This is a genomic window from bacterium (genome assembly GCA_041649255.1).
In the GTDB taxonomy this organism is placed as follows: Bacteria; Hydrothermota; UBA3073; order JACQXS01; family JAQTXJ01; genus JAQTXJ01.
Genome location: JBAZNK010000009.1, coordinates 83,967 through 100,798, shown reverse-complemented (window position 1 = coordinate 100,798; position 16,832 = coordinate 83,967). Strand labels below are relative to the sequence as shown.

Sequence of the window (16,832 nt, the reverse complement as noted above, 5' to 3'; positions counted from 1 at the left end):
GTTATAAAGTTTTCACTTGGACACATCAGTGTAGCACCGTGCCCAACACAGAAAACTTTCTTTAAGTAACTTTGTTGCGGTTACCCACACAACAAGTTTGATTCAAAGTAAACTTTTTTCTACACCTTAGCCATAGGCTGCTAATTACATGGTAGAAAATTAAACTTTCAGCAGTTTAAAGGATGCCAAATAAAAAAATAGGAGAAAATATGAAAAAGCCAAAGGGAAAAAAAAGGTATATAATCTGCGGGTTCTGTAATAGTAAAATACCGATCCCACTAGTGGAAGTGGAAGAAAAAAGAATTATAAAATGTGATTGCGGAATTAAATTGGTTATTACAAAATTACCAGGCGGAAAGGAAATGGTAGAATATTCGACTTTTTGACGAAGTCGAAAAAATCCTTGCCTTTGAAATTAGTTCAGGTTGGGGTAAAAAAATAGGATGAAAAATGGAAGAGAAACTTTTAATACAATAAGTAAAAAAGAGCAAAAATAGACAAAAAAATCAAAAAAAGTAAGAGTTTATTCAATTTTAAGAACAAAATGGAAGAAAAAAGAATAAAAATAGATAAAAATAGGGTTCCTGCTATTTCGCTATTTTTGAATTTAAGTTTAAATTTCATATCTGTTATAAGGGAGAAAAATATACCTATATATTATATATATATAATATAGCCCCCCAAAAAGCCCTTAATTTGTTATTTTAAACAAAAGTGTGTTACAGGGATATAGTATATGGGAAAATATAATTTGAATGAATTAAAATATCTATGAATGAATTAAAAATAACCGAAGTAAGGCTTTCGCTATATGGTAAGAACGGTATTATAGCCTTTTGCGAAGTAGTTCTTGGGAATCATCTCCGATTAAATGATATTGCTGTAAAACGAACGCAGGAAGGCAAAATACTTCTGTCTTACCCACTAAAAAAGACTCCAGGGGGTGTGGAATACTTTTATTTCAACCCTATTTCTAAGGAATTGGGAGATGAAATAAACAAAGCTGTATCAAACAAGTTGAATGAATTAAGGAGTGAGTTAAATGAACAACATAAAATTCAATCAGGAAGAAATTGTTAAATTTTATAATCTTCTTGGACATAAAGATTTAGGGCTTACTGAAGTCCGAATAATCAACCCGAATGACGATTCTAAACCAAAAATTAAAGGACTTGGTTTTTTTGACAATATAGATGAACTAATAAAAGAATGTGAACAGTGGAATGGTCTGGCTAATATTTATGTTGGTAGAAATCCTCGCCCTTTCAACTTCAAAGACGAATACCCCGGTGCTTATAATAAGATACCCCCCATGCAAACAACAGGTGGAAAATCCATTGATGTAGAATTTATAACCTGTTTTTCCTTGGATATTGATCCAATTAGGGAAAAGAACACAGCATCTACGGAAAAAGAGCATACTACAGCAATTGAAAAAACTATAGAAGTTGCACAAAAATATCCGGGTGCATTTGCAGTTGACAGTGGAAATGGTGGATTAGTTGTTTTACCTATAGAGCCATTCAAACTTGATAGTAATCACAATGAAATAAAAGAAAAAACTCGGCTATGGGAACAAGAAATAAGACCTTTAGTAGAAGAAAACAAACAATTAAAACTTGATGCTACACATGATATTGCAAGGTTGGTAAAACTTCCTGGGACTCTGTCAATTAAAGGAGAAGATACCCCCGATAGACCTCATCGCATTGCAAAAATTGTAACTGAACCCACACAATCTTATTCTACAGTCTTGGAAGAAATATTAAAATTTAACATTACCCCCAATAATCTACTTCAAGGCAATTCGGGGAATATTAAAAATATTCCGACTGAAATTCCAAAACGGTTCGAGAACTTATTAAATGAAAATGGAAAACTGAAAGCTACATGGAATGGCACAAGAGATGACATTAAAGACAAGAGTAGGTCAGGGTTTGATATGGCATTAGCGGACATTCTGGTTACATATGATTTTTCTAATGAGGAAATAGCTGCTATTATGTTAAAAAACCCAAGTGGAAAAGGCAAGGAAGCAACTCCACAATACCTTACTCATACAATAAATAAAGCAAGGAAAGAGAGAATTGGCTACAATGTACCAAGTGAAACAATTCAAGATATAAAACAACAAATTCAGGGATGCAGGATTACTCCAAGACTCAAACAAATTGAAAGGCTTCAAGAAATCTCTGAGTTAGTAAAAACAGATTTGAAAAATATTGGAGTTTTTTATACTACCGAATACGAACGATTTTATTTTGATAAAACTTCCAAAAACTTAATAAATATTGAAAGTCCGGATTTTACAACTTTATTAAATACACAATATGGCATCAATAAAACTGAAAAAGAACATAACTTTGTAATAGAGGATATTAAAGCAGAAATTCAGACAACAGGTCAAAAAACAGAAATTTATAAGTTTTCATATTTTGATAAAAATAATTTTATTTTATACATATTTAATTTTGAGTCTCAAATTTATAAAATAACAGAGAATAGCATAGAGTTAGTAGACAATGGAACTGATGGTATTTTGTTCCTCAAGACATTTGGCTTTGAAAAATTCGAGTTTATCAAAAATACTAAACCGAACGAATTCTCTACAATGTTAATGGAGCACCTTATAGAAAAAATAAATTTTGTAAGCGGTGATGGGGTTAATATAAAACCAGCCAATCAAATTCTTCTCTTTTATTATTATATAATGTCTTTATTTTTTGAATCTCTTTTGCCAACCAAACCAATTTTGCTACTTGTTGGGATAAAAGGTAGCGGAAAGTCATTTACGCTTAGAGCTTTGGGAAAATTACTTTTCGGGAAAAGATTTGATTTGATAAGCCTTTCTAAGGACCAGCGGGACTTTATAAGTGCTATAAGTTCGAATTACTTTGTGGCAATTGATAATGTAGACAGCAAAATAGAATGGTTAAATGATGTCTTAGCGAGCACTGCTACAGGGCAGGCAATATCATATCGCAAACTTTATACCCCTAACGAAGAAATAAAGTTTTATCCAAGGGTTTTTACAGCGATTACTTCCCGGACACCTAAGTTTAAGAGAGACGATGTTGCCGACAGGCTTCTAATACTTAAGGTAGATAAGATTGAGAATTTTATCTCTGAAAATGAGCTATTGACTAATATTTTGCAAAATAGAAATCTGATTTGGACAGAAATTATACAAGAGTTGCAAAAGATTATTAAAAAATTAAAAGAAACATCCGCCACCCAATATACATCTGGCTTTCGGATGGCAGATTGGGCTGTGCTGCTTTTTAGGATGACAGGACAACAAGACTGTATTCAGGAAATTTTGGATAAGATGGAAAAAGAACAGGCGGAATTCACCCTTGATGAAGAACCTATTTTTCAAACTTTGACTATGTGGATAGAACAAGGGAACGAAGGTAGAAGTATTACAACAGGGGATTTATATAAAGAACTTAAAGCAATTGCTGAGCGCGAAAAGATAGACTTTTATTACAAAAGTTCACAGTCCTTTGGAATAAAAACAAAACATATTCGCAGCAATTTAGAGAACTTCTTTAAGATAACAACACACCGGGAACATGGTAACAAAACTACCTACACATTTTTTCCCAAGGAACAAAAATGAAACTTAAATTCACAAAATCAGTTAATAGTCTATCCACTGTAACCAAGTGTAACCACAACTGTAACCATATAAAAAGACCTATTATCAAAGGTTTAGAGGTAATTGGTTACAATGGATAGAGTACATCTACTAAAAGTGTTTTAAAAAAATAATATATATATAATAGAGACATGTAATACAAGGAGATTTATGAGCTTTTACTCTATCCACTTTAACCATAGCCTTTAGATTCAACAATGAATAGGGTTTTGATTGGTTACACTATAAAAACAACTTTAACCCAAGTGTAACCAAGTCTAACCAAAACAGGTTAGAAAAAGGAGGTAAAACATGAACTTAAGCGCGAAGACGGGGCAACAGATTTATAAGGATATAATAAATACCCTTAATAGAATAAAGTTACACATATTAATTTTTGGGATTGATGAGAGAGACCCAATCCTCCAAAAAAAGTTAAAAGAGGTGGTCAAAGGAATGAAAGTTGGGAGAAAGTAAATGATTGTTAAATCGCTTAAAAAGGGGCAAAGTGATAACTAAAAGGTCATCTAAACAGGCTTATACCTATAAAGATACCCCCCTTGGCAAGAAAAAATACCATAAAATCTCTATAAATAAAGGGATTATAGAATTTCCTGTGTTTGTCGCCGGGACACTTCAAGTGCTTAAATGTCTTATATAGAAAGGGGGGTGGGACATATATGAAATTGTTACAAAACTGTTACATATCTTATAAATAACAAAAAAAGGAGGAAAAAGTGGAAAAGATAAAGAAAGTTGAGGAGTTAGAAAAATTTGAATCAGAAATAATACAATTGGTGAGTAAATATGGGAATAACAAGTGGACAAAAATCGCAAGGATTTTATCATCAATGCACCTGCTTGAAATTCGACCATATCAGGTCAAGAGATTTTATACTACACTTGACGTTGCCAAAGTTGGGAATATAAAAAAAGATATACCCGAGATGATTCCCCTGTATACCGACTTGTTATTTACTATGCTTGGTGCCCTTGACCGATTGGAGGCTGTAACACCAGAAACTAAGGCTGCCCCTGGGTATTATATGGCATTTACTACTTTAGTAAAAACCATTATAGACCTAAGAAATGAAATTGCGGAAGCAACGGGGGAAACTGCATGGAACACAAGAGTGATGACGGTCATTCGTGAATGCACCGAATTTTTTACAAAAATCCTGCAAAAACATTTACCAAAGGAGAAGGTGCTGGAAATAATACTTGATTGGAATAATATTATTCCGGCGGTGAATGAAAGGAATCGGATATAATAGGCAAAAATAAAAAAAGTAAAAAATAGTTGGCCAAATAAGACTTTTTTCTGATCTACTATATAGGAGGAGATTTAAAAGTAGATACAGGGCAACCTGAGTAGGGGAGCAGTTACAAACTGCGTGAGTTCGAGCCTCACCTTGCCCGAATGGATAATAGACTTTATGGTATAAAGGAAGTATCGGAACTGTTAGATGTAGAAGAGGCGACAATTTATGCATGGACGCATTACAAAAAAATTCCATTTATAAAAGTTGGTCGCCTCGTAAAGTTCGAGGCTTCTAAAATACAAGAATGGAAGGATAAAATGCCTTCATGTGAAGGTAAAATCCTTTCTAATAGGGGTATGAAAATACTGAGGAAGGAAAAACAAGATTTGAATTCTCAACAATTCAAAACTATAAAACCTTGTAAACTATCTTCAGGCAATAGTAGGAAGGGTTTAACGAAAGGCGTCTATAGATTAGTAAATAAGTCTGGGGTCAAATACGGAATTGATTATTTTGACCCAGTATCATGCAGAAGGATAAAGAAAATCATTTCTTCAGATCCAAAAGAGGCGGAACGTGCTTACAGAAAAGTTCAGGTAGAAATTGAAGATGGAAACTGGGAAGGAAATAATCATAAAGCACCATTATTTGAGACGTTTGTTGCTACTTATCTTGAATGCTGTAGAACTCAAGACAGTAAAACCCATTATATTGCCAAGGTGCAATGCCTTACAAAAGAGGCGGCGAAGGCATTTAATGGGATACGGATTGATCAGATTTCTATTGCCATGATAGAAAAATTTAAAAATCAAAGAGCAAATACCGTCAGTAATGCTACGGTCAACCGAGGTTTGTCTTACTTGAGGCATTTCTTCAATAAAGCTATTGACTACGGTTATCTCAAATCTAATCCATGTTCTAAGGTTAAATTCTTCAAGGAACCGCCGGGTTTGGTCCGTTGGCTTACAAAAGAACAGATTGTTATACTCCTTGATAATTGTCCCGAAGAGATAAAACCTGTGGTAATTATTGCCCTGAATTGCGGTTTAAGAAAAAGCGAAATATTTGCCCTGAAGTGGCAGGATGTGGACATGCAGAACAGGTATATCACCGTCCAACATAGTAAATCCAATAAGAAGAGAATGATTCCAATAAACGATTCTGTTTATAAAGTTTTTGAGAACTTACCCCAAACAGAGGATAAAATATTTAGGATACACAACTTTCGGATATTATTTGAAAGAGCGGTAAAGAGTGCTGGGATTGAGGACTTTACATTCCATTCACTAAGACATTGCTTTGCCTCGCACTTGGCTATGTCAGGAATCAATTTGGCGACTATAAAAGAGCTTATGGGGCATAGCTCGATTCGGATGACATTACGATATGCACATTTGTGCGATGGATGCCTTGAGGACGCAGTAAAGAAACTGCAAATTACGCCATAATATGTAGTATATCCATAAAACAGGGACAGTTATCGCCCCCCTGTTTTTATGACTTTTCTTGACAAGTGAATTATTTAATATAAATTTCATACTAATAAAATTAAAATGTACTATAAAAATGGAAGAGATTTAGAAGAAAAATGTAAGAAATTATGTAAGAAATGGGTTTTATCAATTTTGGAAAAGTATGTAAAGCCTTGTAAATAAACAAATGGAGAGATGGCCGAGCGGCTTAAGGCAAACGATTGCTAATCGTTTGTAGGGGTAATTCCTTACCGAGGGTTCGAATCCCTCTCTCTCCGTTTATCTCGAGTATAATCGAAAGATTTATCTCGAGCGTAGTCGAGAGACTTCAAAATTGGAACTTGAGAAAATTGAATTATGGTATGTGTATGGTGTTCCGATAATAGTTTATATATAGGGATAACCAACAATTTAGACTCAAGAGTAAAAGAGCATAATAAAGGAATCGGAGCACAGTATACAAAAGAGAGATTGCCTGTAAATCTTCTTTGTTATGAAGCAGTTGGAGATAAATTTTTAGCAAGGAAACGTGAAGCACAATTGAAAAAATGGAGTAAAGCAAAAAAGGAGTTGTGGGTTCATGGGTTTCCTTCGATAGGCTCAGGATAAACGAATCCCTCTCTCTCCGCCAAAAATTACTTTGCAATTTTTGGCGAGATCTCAGATAATTTGTCCTGAACAAAATTTAAGAAAACCAAGACTATGGACAAAAAAATTGCCGGGTATATTAATAAACAAAAATCACCTCAGAAAGAGATTTTAGAAAAAGTTAGACAGATCTTTCTAAAAACACTTGTAGATTGTGATGAAAAAATGAATTGGGGCGTCATAACTTTTGCAGAAAATAAGTTCTATATTGTCGCTCTTAAAGAACGAGTACACGTGGGATTTGCAATTAACGGATTAGATAAAGAAGAAATATCCCAGTTTGAGGGAAGCGGTAAAACGATGAAACACATAAAGATTCAAACGCTTAAAGATATTGATGAAAAAAAATTAACGAAACTGATAAAACTGGTGAGTGAAAAGGCTGTATGTAAGCATTGTTAAAGTTAAAAAGGGGGGAATATGAGCAAAGAGAAACCTAATACAGAATGTTGTCCAAAATTTAATCCTGCGCCATGGGATAATAAAATGTTAGAGTGGGATAATAAAAAGTTCATCAAGGACAAGGTTTTTACTATGTTTTTTATGCCGATTAATTTTGGCTCGGTTGTCAAAAGAATGATGGCGAAGATAGAAAAATCCGGAGGGAAAGCACTGGATTGGATGGGACTTTCCGACCATACTTCAAAATGGAATATGGATTTGTATGTGGCAGTTGATAGGGAAATTCCGGATATCGAAAATATTAGTTTAAGTGGAAAATTTTTCAGCAAGGTTTATGAAGGGGATTTTAAAGACACTGGCAGGTGGTGCAAAGATTTTGAAAGCCAAGTAAAAGATAAAAATCTTAAAGTCAAAAAATGGTATATGTGGTACACGACTTGCCCAAAATGTGCCAAGAAGTACGGCAAGAATTATGTAGTAATTGTCGGGGCAGTGGAATGAAAAAAACTTGTTATCAAAACGAAGTGAAGGACTGTATTGAAAACTAAAAAGAGTAAGGTATGGTACGTTTATGGAGTGAGATGTTCGGACAGCACTTTATACGTTGGGATAACAAATAACTTAAAAGCAAGAATAGAAAAACACAACAAAGGAACTGGGGCGAAATACACTCGTTCAAGACGACCCGTGAAACTTCTTCGCTCTGAAAAATGCGGGGATATAGGAACTGCGATGAGACGGGAAAAAGAGCTGAAAAGAATTGGTAAGGTAAAGAAGGAATTGTGGGTGGGAAACAGAAAAAATATTAGCCACGGATTAACACGGATAAAAACACGTACGAAGACAGGGATTAAAGGAGAATACAAAAGACAAAAAATAAAAAGCAAAAGAATATTAGCCACGGATAAAAAACACGGATTGACACGGAAAACAGAGAACAAAAAATTTCTACAGGGACTTGAAGAGACTTTCAAGAGAAAAAAGAAGTTTAACCGCGAATGAAGACGGATAGAAAAAATTCTCACGCAAAGACGCTAAGGCGCAAAGAAAAGTCAAGAAGGGTTTTATGAAAAAATTATTATTTTTAGGGGTAGTTGTTTTATTCTGGGGATGTAATCACTCTACTAAAAATGAAACAACAGAATATATTTCTCCGAATTGGACATCTGATGGGAAAATAGTATTTGTAAAAGATTACAATTTTTGGAAGGATGAAAGTGGACCTTTCGTTGGACATAGAACAGTAAGCGCTAAAGAAGAGCTTACAATTTGCGAAATAAATAATGATGGCAGTGGATTTAAGGCAATACTCGAGGTTGCGGAAGCATCGTCTGACCACTCTTTGGGCATCGGTGCGACATCAAGCGTTGGGGAATGGATAGCATTTTCCAGAGGAGATGTAAATAAGACTCCTTATATATATGTGCTAAAAAGAAATGGTGACTCATTAAAACAGCTTAGTACAGGCAGGTATCCTGATTTTTCGCCAGATGCGAATAAAATAGTATATGAGAAACCAAATCAAGGAATTTGGATTATGAACAAAGATGGAACAAATGACCATCAGATAGTATCAACGGGTAATAGCCCTGCATGGAGTCCTGATGGGGGAAGAATAGCGTATGTGAAAACATCTCAAGAAACTTTATTTATTGCGGATACAAACGGCACATTGATAAATACTTATATCCCTAAAAATGGAGGGGGTTTTGAAGTCCCAGACTGGGGACCCATTGATTCCAACACCGTTATTTGTGATGTAAATGGAAGGGATAGGTCTGAAATTATTTACCTGTCAAGTTCTTCTATTGTTATGTTGGGTTGGCTCAGAACTCCTAAATGGTCTATAAATGGTGGATATTTTATCGGTTATGATGAAAATGGTTATTTTATTATTAAAAGAGATAGCACTAATAAATGGTATCTTAAGCCATAGGGGAAGTTTTTCTTTAAGTTAAAACAAATGAAAGATTTGAAAGTTGAGCAGAAGTTTCATGACTCGAAAGTTCACTTATTCGTGGAAGATGAGGGGGAGAGCTTTTTCAAAACTCCCCCGAAAGAAGCCATAAAAAATGATGTATGGCTTAAACATTTCCCCGAGATATTGGGCGATTTCACCGGTAAATCCGTTTTGGACTGCGGATGCGGAACCGGAGTTATCAGCGCCGCTTTAAGTCAGAACGGTGCTAAGGTGACGGCATTTGATTTGTCCAACGGGATGTTGAGAATTGCCCAAAAAAGGGCATTAAGCTGGAAGCTTGACATACCTTTAGTTGAATCTGCTTTTGAAAACCTGCCTTTTAAGAATAATAGTTTTGATTTTGTAATCGGGGCTATGATTCTTCATCATACCGAACTTGAAGGGGCGGTTAACGAAATAAAAAGAGTATTAAAAAAAGGCGGAAAAATATTGTTTTTGGAGACACAGTTAAGAAATGTGTTTTTACGGGTATTGGTAGAGTCTCCGATTTATAAGATTAGATTTTTACGACACGGGTCGCCTTGTGAAAAACCATTGACTTTGAAGTCCCTAAAGTATATAAAATCGGAATTTACGGGTGTCAGGTTTCATTATTTTTCGTTTATTTTTTTACAGCTTATAGGGAGTATTATTGCGAGGCCGTTGAGGAAAACAATACTGGAAAGAATCGTTCTTTCGTTTTTTATTGCCCCGGATGGGTTTGTTGGAAAGTATTTACCGGGATTGAGGAAATATAGTTACTGGGTGATGATGGAAGGGGAGAAGAGGAAATGAGGAAATGAGGATTTGAGATTTTGGATTGCGGAATTTGGATTTAACAAATTAAAAGAAGAAGATTTGGATTTTCCGGCAGAGAGGGATAACCACCCTTAAACAAGTTAAGGGTGGCGGAATTAAAATATTAACAGAAATAAAAATAGATAACAGAAATTTTCACCGCAGAGTCGCAGAGCTCGCAAAGAAGAAAAAACAACATACACAGAGAAGAAATAAAAACTTGAGTTGAGATAAAAAGACAAAAAGAAGATAAAAGATTTTTACTACAGAGAGCACAGAGTTTAAAACATAGAGAGCACAGAGGAAAGAATACAGACCTTTGCAAGAAAAACAAAAGAAGCAGAAAAAGGGCACAAATTGAATTTGTGCCTACAAACTACTACAAAGAATATTTGGAGTATTTTTAGGAAAAAGGTATAACAACGAACAGGAATTTATACAAAATTTTATATAAAGCATCTTCAATTGTTGATATAAATAAGATAAAAGAGACAGACAAGAATGTCTGTCCTACCACTGAATACAATTTTGCAAAAAATAAAAAAAACGAGTAAACTCTCGTAACAAAAAATAGTTGACAAACTATAGCATTATGGTTTAAGTAGGATAATGCAAAAGGTAACTTGTAATTTTTGTACTCTTGGATGTGAAACCTCTTTGAATGAAAGCGATATAGGCGTCGTAGACATTAAATATTCAAAATCCGGCGCTAATGAGGGCAGACTTTGCAGCCGTGGGAATGCACTTCCTATTTATCTTTCCTCAAGCCAGCGGTTAACTTCTCCTTTGAGAAACGGGCAAGAGATTAATTGGAAAGATGCATTAAATGAAATTATATCGGCATTAAAGAATTATAAAGCTTCGGAAATTGCAATCACTTATGACACAAATCTGACTATTGAAGAGTATTCGCTTGTATGCGAGTTTGCAAAGATAAAAGGGATAACTAAACTGGCATCAAGTTATATTGAACCTGAACATTATTTTAATTATGTTTTACCTGATGTTAAAATTGCGAATTTTGACGATATAAAAGACAGTAAGACTTTCTTTATTATAGGGGATTTGTTCAGCCAGTTTCCGTTAATAGCGAAAGCCATACTTGACGTAAGGTACTGCAGTAAACAAAACAGGATTTTTGTGCTGGATTCGTTTGTTACTCCTACGGCAGGTTTTGCCGATACTTTTATTAAAACAGATGTAGGAAAAGAAGCTCTTGTTTTGCTTGATATGGCGAATCTTGCTAAAGGTAAAACAGGCGAATTAAAAGGTGGAATAGAACAGAGCGTTTTAAGCGGAGTATTAAATTCGTTGAACGAAAGCGAAAAAGCGGTAGTAATAGCGAGCAATTCATTTGGCAGGACTACAGACCCGATGGTATTTTCCGGGATGGCACAGTATTTTGCTTCATCCTTGAAAGGGGATAAGAAATTTTTATGGCTTGGCGAATCGGCAAGCGTCCCCGGGAATGTTGATTTTAGCGAGATATTATCGGGCATTAAAAAGAAAGAAATAAAATGTTTATTAAATTTCGGAGCGATGTCTCCCGTGTATTATCCTCAGATATGGGAATATTTAGATGAACTTGAGTTTATGGCTTCCACGGTTACGATGATGCCGGAACTTGCAAAGAACAGGCTTTCGTATTTATTTATGCCGACGACTTTGCTGACGGAAACCAGCGGTACTATAAAGACGTTTTTCGAGGGAGAAAAGAAAGTAATAAACGGAGTGAAGCCTTTAAGTGGAACGAAATGTGTTGGGGAAATAGTATATGCATTAGCAGAAAACAAGATTAGTGTGGTAAGTCCCGGGAAAACCGTCCTTAAGGAATTGAAATTGGAAGAAGTCTTAAGCAGGGTGAGTAATATGGTTATTCCGCAAGGGGATTTCGTACTTATGGGAGAAAAAACCGCATATCAGTTCAAGGGTTTATTCTCCGAGCCGATAGTTATAATGAATAGTCATAATGCAAAGAAATTAAAAGTAAAAGAAGGTTCCATCGTCGAGATAAAATCTTCAGTAGGCGAAAGCGAATTCAAGGTAAATATTTCCGATAAAGTTCCTGAAAGAGTTTTACTTGTGTCTACGGAATTACCCGAAGCAAGGTCATTATTTGAATTAAATATAAGTTCAGGTATTTGCGAGTTTCCACCGATTGAGGTGAGCGTATGCAAAAGAGATTAGTCGTCGATTTAGATTATTGTATCGGTTGTAAGAGCTGTAGTTCAGCCTGTAAACTGACGTTCAAGGGTGAGAACAGAATTATCGTGTCGGGTGTAGAAACGGTAGCTTATTTGCCGCTTGCTTGCAGACACTGCGAAGACGCGTTATGTTTGAAGGCGTGTCCTAAAGAGGCGATAAGTAAAGACAAGGAAACCGGTATAGTAAGTCGTTCGAGTTTTAAGTGTGTAGGTTGCACGAGTTGCATATACGCATGTCCTTTCGGGGTATTGGATTCTATGCTTTTGAGACACATACCCGATAAATGTAATTTATGCAAAGGCGATGAGGATGGTCCGAATTGCGTATCAAGTTGTCCTACGGGCGCATTAAAATTCTTAACGGATGAAGAGATAACGAAGGTTCAGGTCGGGAAGCAATTTGTGTCGCGGTTAGCATTCTGGAGGCGTAAATGAATAAATGGGCATTAAAGAAATCGATATGGGTATTTCATTTTGCGGCGGCATCGTGTAATAATTGTGACATAGAGATACTTGATACGTTAACTCCAAGATTTGACTTAGAAAGATTCGGCATAAAATTAGTTGGTTCCATCAAGCATGCAGACGTGATGCTTGTAACAGGCTCATTAACTTTAAAAACCAAAGACAGGCTTATGAGAGTGTATGAACAGATGCCGCAGCCGGGGTTAGTTGTGGCAATTGGCGGATGCGCGTGTTCTGGCGGTATGTTTGCGGATGCATATTCCGTAGTAGGGCCGTTCGACAAATGGGTGCCTGTTTCTGCGTATATTCCTGGTTGTCCCCCAAAGCCCGAAGCTATGATAGCAGGAATAGTAAAACTGCTGAATACGCTTTAAGAAAGGGCGAGAAGAAAATTCAGAGAAGAGATTGCAACCACGAGATTTCCACAAGAAAAAACAGAAAGAATACAAAAAATTAGCCCAGCATAGCTGGATAGAAATCTCTCCGGCAAAAGATTCCGGACAACAAGCTCTAACTAACGTAAGAGCTTGCAAGTAATCCGCCTGAGGCGGAAAGAGCTTTCTAATAAGGATTTTCACGGATTAACACAAATACAGAATAAACAATTTAGATAATAAGATACAAGACGAAAAAAGATAGAACAAAGAGATTCTTCGTTACGCTCAGAATGACAAAAAACAACAGGTAAGATGGATTCCTGCTTTCGCAGGAATGACAAAGGAGATGTCTTCCGATAAACAAGCGAAGATTAGCCGCAGTTGATGAATTTTTCTATATATTTTTGAATGTCTTCGGGAGTAGTGCCCAAATCTTTAGTATCAAAAGATTCAAGTCGTTTAATTAATCCGTCGATGATTTTCTGGCTGAAGACATTATGTTCAAGATAAATACTTTCCTGCTCTTTTAGTTTTTTAGCGGATTCTTTGCAGGAGACGGGAAGATGTTTTAGTTCATTTCGTTTTTCGCTGCGGAATATGTTTTTATCAACATAAAGGTCTTGAGTTAGTTGCAATGAAGCGTCATTCATTAAACCGTGTCTTGCGGCGACTGCAATGCCTGCGAGTAAAAGGTGTATGTTAGCAGAACCGTCGGGCGAGCGGAGTTCAAACGTTTGTTTTTCCGGGCAATCCGTTGGCTTTGTGGTATCTTGTTTGTTGACTTGTTTACTCATAGAGTTTTTTAATGCCCAGCCGAGCGGAATTCTGATAAGAGCAGAACGGTTTTTTTCGCCCCAGCAAATGTATGTGGGAGCTTCCTGATGAGGGACCAATCGCATATAAGAAATCGGGTTTGTATTTCCGAAGGCAGTAAGGCTCGGGGCTAATTCCAATAACCCACCAATAATTTTTTTAGCGGTAACGCTTAGTTTTCCGTTATTATCAAGAGTAATATTTTTGTTATTTTTATCGGCTTCAATATGAATATGTAAGCCTGTGCCTGCGTGATTGAAGGCTAATTTAGGGGCAAAGGTAATCCCGACTCCATATTTTGCGGAGATGTTTCGCATAATCCATTTGGCAATAACAATATGGTCTGCCATATCTTCAAGAGGTTCGGGGAGAAATTCGATTTCATACTGTTCAAAGCTTCTTCCATTGAGTGTTATGTTGCCGACTTCAGAATGTGCATATTTTACTTTGGCGCCGATAGATGAAATAGTGTAAAGGATTTCGTCCCGAAGATTTTCGAATTTTACGAAAGGAGAGCTTTCGTGGTAGTTTTTCTGTGGGATTCCGGGGAACCAGTCATTTTCTTTTTTATCGAATATTACATAGTATTCAAGTTCGCCGAGTGTATTGAGGGAGATGCCGGTATGTTTTTTCAGTTGTTCGTGAGCTTTTTTTACGATATATTCGGGAGCGATATCAAGTTCTTTTCCGTTGGAATCAAAATATGAGCATAAGATATTCAGGGTAGGGAGTGGGGCAAAAGGGTTCAAAAATGCCGTTTTGAAGCGAGGAACGACATATACGTCACTGTTAGCGGAATCTATGTATGAGAAAAGGCTTGAGCCGTCGACTCTTTCGCCGTATTCCAATAGTTCGTTAAGGTGGGATTCGTTGTTGATGGCGAAGCTAAGAGTTTTTAGCTTCCCGTCGCCGCCGACGTAGTTAAAATTCAGCATAGGGATATTATTATCTTTTATGAATTTTATGATATCTTTTTTAGTAAATTCCTTGCGTGGTTTTTTAATAGAACAGACTAATTTATCGGCATTTAACTGCATTTTATCCCTCCAATTTTAAGTAGACATTGTTTGGTATAATAAATGTTTTAGGGGAGTTGTCAAATGATTTTTAATTAAATAGAAAATCATTTTCCTGCGACAACAGACTCTAAAATCGCATTGGCAAGATAAGGGGAAAAGAATTGCTTGGCGTACGATTATTATCTATTTATTTCATCAAAATTAACTTCTTTGTTGTTTTGGTGGCCCCAGTGGAAAGGGTTAAGAAGTAGACTCCTGTTTTTAGTCCTTTTGCATTTAGGGTTATATTATAACTACCTGCTTCTTTCTCTCCGTTGACAAGTGTTTTCACGCAACTGCCTGAGATATCGTATATTACGAGTGATGCCTTTGCTTTGGTAGAGATGAAATACGTAATGAGTGTGGATTGAGTGAAGGGGGCAGGTTGGTTTTGAAGCGATAGAGGTTGTGTTTTTTTATTTATTTCTTCTGCGCCTGCGCCATCGCCTAATTTTATAAGATAAACATCATAACCCCCTGCACCATAAGAGGAAGTTTCTCCGACAATGATGTACCCCCCATCAATGGTTTGCTGTGTAGAATGTCCCCAATCGTCTCTGGTCCCGCCATAGATTTTTGTCCATATAGTATCTCCCAAAGGGTCTGTTTTCAGAATCCATAGGTCTTTTTTTGTACCTGAGAAAGTAATTCCTCCTGCACCGACATATCCGCTATCGGAGGTTTGATTAACAGACTCAATAAAATCGAGGTCCGGTTCACCATAAACCTTTGTCCATAAGACATTTCCGATTGAATCTGTTTTGACAAGGTATGCATCACAATAACCTGCACCGTAAGAATAAGTTCCCCCGGCTATTATATATCCTTTATCATTAGTTTGGCGGATGGAAAACCCATAGTCGTCACAATTTACTGCTCCACTATAAACTTTATTCCACGATATGTTACCGGAAGAGTTTAATTTTAGAAACAAGATATTTGCATGACCTAACCCATTTCCATACTCGGTGGCCGTTTCTCCGGTAATAATATAACCATTATCAGAAGTTTGGTGAACAGAATAGCCACAATCAATTCCGGGCATACCATAAATTCTTGTCCATAGGACATTTCCGGATGGATCTGTCTTTATAATATAGGCGTTACCATTTCCTGCACCATAAGAATAAGTTCCTCCGCTAATAATGTAACCGCCATCTTGAGTTTGTTGAACCGATTCGCCCCAATCAGTATAATTTCCACCGTAAGCTTTTGTCCATAGGGTATCCCCTGAGGAATTGGTTTTTATAAGATAGATATCGCTATTTCCTGCGCCGTAAGAATCCGTATATCCCGTGATTATGTAGCCATTGTCATTAGTCTGGCATACCGAATTTCCACAATCATCTTTAATTCCGCCGTAAGTTCTTGTCCATAGAGTATCGCCAATTTGGTTGGTCTTTATGAGATAAGCATCTTTATAACCTGCGCCATAAGAATAAGTCTCTCCTATAATTATATATCCACTATCAGAGGTTTGCTGGACACAATATCCCTTATCATTTTTAGTTCCCCCATAAGTCTGTATCCACTCTGTTGCGGGGGCACTGATTAGTGAAGTTGTTCTTACAAAATAGAAAACCGTTCCTATTAATATTAATGTAGACGGTGGGTGATTATTGAAATTATGAATCCATAGATGGCGGGCTATGAATTTTGATGAACGCAGTATAAATTGTTTTAACATCCAAACCTCCTATAATTCTTTGAATATCCGTAAAGCTTACATGAAT

17 protein-coding genes and 1 tRNA gene are annotated in these 16,832 nt (G+C 36.3%); 16 read left to right on the top strand and 2 right to left on the bottom strand.

All coding sequences use genetic code 11. From position 1 onward, the window contains the following. The first annotated feature begins 209 nt into the window (after positions 1-209). The 16 genes from WC614_07565 (at position 210) to WC614_07490 (ending at position 13,225) form a co-directional block, all read left to right on the top strand. Positions 210-386: a hypothetical protein gene (locus tag WC614_07565; protein MFA5032860.1), complete on the top strand. Its 177-nt coding sequence runs from the start codon at positions 210-212 to the stop codon at positions 384-386. Positions 387-771: 385 nt separating this feature from the next. Continuing rightward, entirely contained in the window at positions 772-1,080 is a 309-nt protein-coding gene (locus tag WC614_07560; protein MFA5032859.1) for a septation protein SpoVG family protein, read from the top strand. Further along, positions 1,043-3,622, top strand: coding sequence for a hypothetical protein (locus WC614_07555; GenBank protein MFA5032858.1), 2,580 nt, complete (start codon positions 1,043-1,045; stop codon positions 3,620-3,622). Before WC614_07560 ends, WC614_07555 begins: the two co-directional genes overlap by 38 nt. Before the next feature lie 526 nt (positions 3,623-4,148). Next, positions 4,149-4,301 (top strand): hypothetical protein, encoded by a 153-nt coding sequence (locus WC614_07550; protein MFA5032857.1) that lies wholly within the window; start codon positions 4,149-4,151, stop codon positions 4,299-4,301. A 76-nt stretch (positions 4,302-4,377) separates the two neighbouring features. Next, positions 4,378-4,911, top strand: a complete 534-nt coding sequence (locus tag WC614_07545) for a hypothetical protein (GenBank protein MFA5032856.1) — start codon at positions 4,378-4,380, stop codon at positions 4,909-4,911. A 149-nt stretch (positions 4,912-5,060) separates the two neighbouring features. Next, positions 5,061-6,350 (top strand): tyrosine-type recombinase/integrase, encoded by a 1,290-nt coding sequence (locus WC614_07540; GenBank protein ID MFA5032855.1) that lies wholly within the window; start codon positions 5,061-5,063, stop codon positions 6,348-6,350. A 213-nt stretch (positions 6,351-6,563) separates the two neighbouring features. Beyond that, positions 6,564-6,652, top strand: a tRNA-Ser gene (locus tag WC614_07535). 79 nt (positions 6,653-6,731) lie between these two features. Next, positions 6,732-6,983 (top strand): GIY-YIG nuclease family protein, encoded by a 252-nt coding sequence (locus WC614_07530; GenBank protein ID MFA5032854.1) that lies wholly within the window; start codon positions 6,732-6,734, stop codon positions 6,981-6,983. A gap of 93 nt (positions 6,984-7,076) precedes the next feature. After that, positions 7,077-7,424, top strand: coding sequence for a DUF1801 domain-containing protein (locus tag WC614_07525; protein MFA5032853.1), 348 nt, complete (start codon positions 7,077-7,079; stop codon positions 7,422-7,424). 18 nt (positions 7,425-7,442) lie between these two features. Further along, positions 7,443-7,925, top strand: a complete 483-nt coding sequence (locus WC614_07520) for a hydrolase (GenBank protein MFA5032852.1) — start codon at positions 7,443-7,445, stop codon at positions 7,923-7,925. 36 nt (positions 7,926-7,961) lie between these two features. Beyond that, on the top strand, positions 7,962-8,426 hold the full coding sequence (locus tag WC614_07515; protein ID MFA5032851.1) for a GIY-YIG nuclease family protein: 465 nt from the start codon (positions 7,962-7,964) through the stop codon (positions 8,424-8,426). 64 nt (positions 8,427-8,490) lie between these two features. Beyond that, the gene (locus tag WC614_07510; protein ID MFA5032850.1) at positions 8,491-9,360 is read left to right on the top strand and encodes a hypothetical protein; all 870 of its coding nucleotides are present in this window, start codon (positions 8,491-8,493) and stop codon (positions 9,358-9,360) included. A 27-nt stretch (positions 9,361-9,387) separates the two neighbouring features. Next, the gene (locus WC614_07505; protein ID MFA5032849.1) at positions 9,388-10,179 is read left to right on the top strand and encodes a class I SAM-dependent methyltransferase; all 792 of its coding nucleotides are present in this window, start codon (positions 9,388-9,390) and stop codon (positions 10,177-10,179) included. Between the two features lie 612 nt (positions 10,180-10,791). After that, positions 10,792-12,369 (top strand): molybdopterin dinucleotide binding domain-containing protein, encoded by a 1,578-nt coding sequence (locus WC614_07500; protein ID MFA5032848.1) that lies wholly within the window; start codon positions 10,792-10,794, stop codon positions 12,367-12,369. Continuing rightward, on the top strand, positions 12,354-12,821 hold the full coding sequence (locus tag WC614_07495) for a 4Fe-4S dicluster domain-containing protein (GenBank protein ID MFA5032847.1): 468 nt from the start codon (positions 12,354-12,356) through the stop codon (positions 12,819-12,821). The genes WC614_07500 and WC614_07495 overlap by 16 nt, the downstream gene beginning before the upstream one ends. After that, on the top strand, positions 12,818-13,225 hold the full coding sequence (locus WC614_07490; protein ID MFA5032846.1) for an NADH-quinone oxidoreductase subunit B family protein: 408 nt from the start codon (positions 12,818-12,820) through the stop codon (positions 13,223-13,225). Before WC614_07495 ends, WC614_07490 begins: the two co-directional genes overlap by 4 nt. Positions 13,226-13,599: 374 nt before the next feature. Here WC614_07490 and WC614_07485 read toward each other — a convergent pair whose 3' ends face one another. Continuing rightward, on the bottom strand, positions 13,600-15,078 hold the full coding sequence (locus WC614_07485) for a glutamine synthetase family protein (GenBank protein ID MFA5032845.1): 1,479 nt from the start codon (positions 15,076-15,078) through the stop codon (positions 13,600-13,602). Positions 15,079-15,247: 169 nt separating this feature from the next. Then, on the bottom strand, positions 15,248-16,786 hold the full coding sequence (locus WC614_07480; protein ID MFA5032844.1) for a T9SS type A sorting domain-containing protein: 1,539 nt from the start codon (positions 16,784-16,786) through the stop codon (positions 15,248-15,250). Positions 16,787-16,832: the final 46 nt, after the last annotated feature.

What these genes read in the sequence shown, in the direction of transcription:
- WC614_07495 (MFA5032847.1), top strand. Translation starts at nt 12,354, where the DNA reads ATGCAAAAGAGATTAGTCGTCGATTTAGATTATTGTATCGGTTGTAAG.
- WC614_07520 (MFA5032852.1), top strand. Translation starts at nt 7,443, where the DNA reads ATGAGCAAAGAGAAACCTAATACAGAATGTTGTCCAAAATTTAATCCT.
- WC614_07540 (MFA5032855.1), top strand. Translation starts at nt 5,061, where the DNA reads ATGGATAATAGACTTTATGGTATAAAGGAAGTATCGGAACTGTTAGAT.
- WC614_07560 (MFA5032859.1), top strand. Translation starts at nt 772, where the DNA reads ATGAATGAATTAAAAATAACCGAAGTAAGGCTTTCGCTATATGGTAAG.
- WC614_07555 (MFA5032858.1), top strand. Translation starts at nt 1,043, where the DNA reads ATGAACAACATAAAATTCAATCAGGAAGAAATTGTTAAATTTTATAAT.
- WC614_07530 (MFA5032854.1), top strand. Translation starts at nt 6,732, where the DNA reads ATGGTATGTGTATGGTGTTCCGATAATAGTTTATATATAGGGATAACC.
- WC614_07505 (MFA5032849.1), top strand. Translation starts at nt 9,388, where the DNA reads ATGAAAGATTTGAAAGTTGAGCAGAAGTTTCATGACTCGAAAGTTCAC.
- WC614_07565 (MFA5032860.1), top strand. Translation starts at nt 210, where the DNA reads ATGAAAAAGCCAAAGGGAAAAAAAAGGTATATAATCTGCGGGTTCTGT.
- WC614_07490 (MFA5032846.1), top strand. Translation starts at nt 12,818, where the DNA reads ATGAATAAATGGGCATTAAAGAAATCGATATGGGTATTTCATTTTGCG.
- WC614_07525 (MFA5032853.1), top strand. Translation starts at nt 7,077, where the DNA reads ATGGACAAAAAAATTGCCGGGTATATTAATAAACAAAAATCACCTCAG.
- WC614_07485 (MFA5032845.1), bottom strand. Translation starts at nt 15,078, where the DNA reads ATGCAGTTAAATGCCGATAAATTAGTCTGTTCTATTAAAAAACCACGC.
- WC614_07510 (MFA5032850.1), top strand. Translation starts at nt 8,491, where the DNA reads ATGAAAAAATTATTATTTTTAGGGGTAGTTGTTTTATTCTGGGGATGT.
- WC614_07480 (MFA5032844.1), bottom strand. Translation starts at nt 16,786, where the DNA reads ATGTTAAAACAATTTATACTGCGTTCATCAAAATTCATAGCCCGCCAT.
- WC614_07500 (MFA5032848.1), top strand. Translation starts at nt 10,792, where the DNA reads ATGCAAAAGGTAACTTGTAATTTTTGTACTCTTGGATGTGAAACCTCT.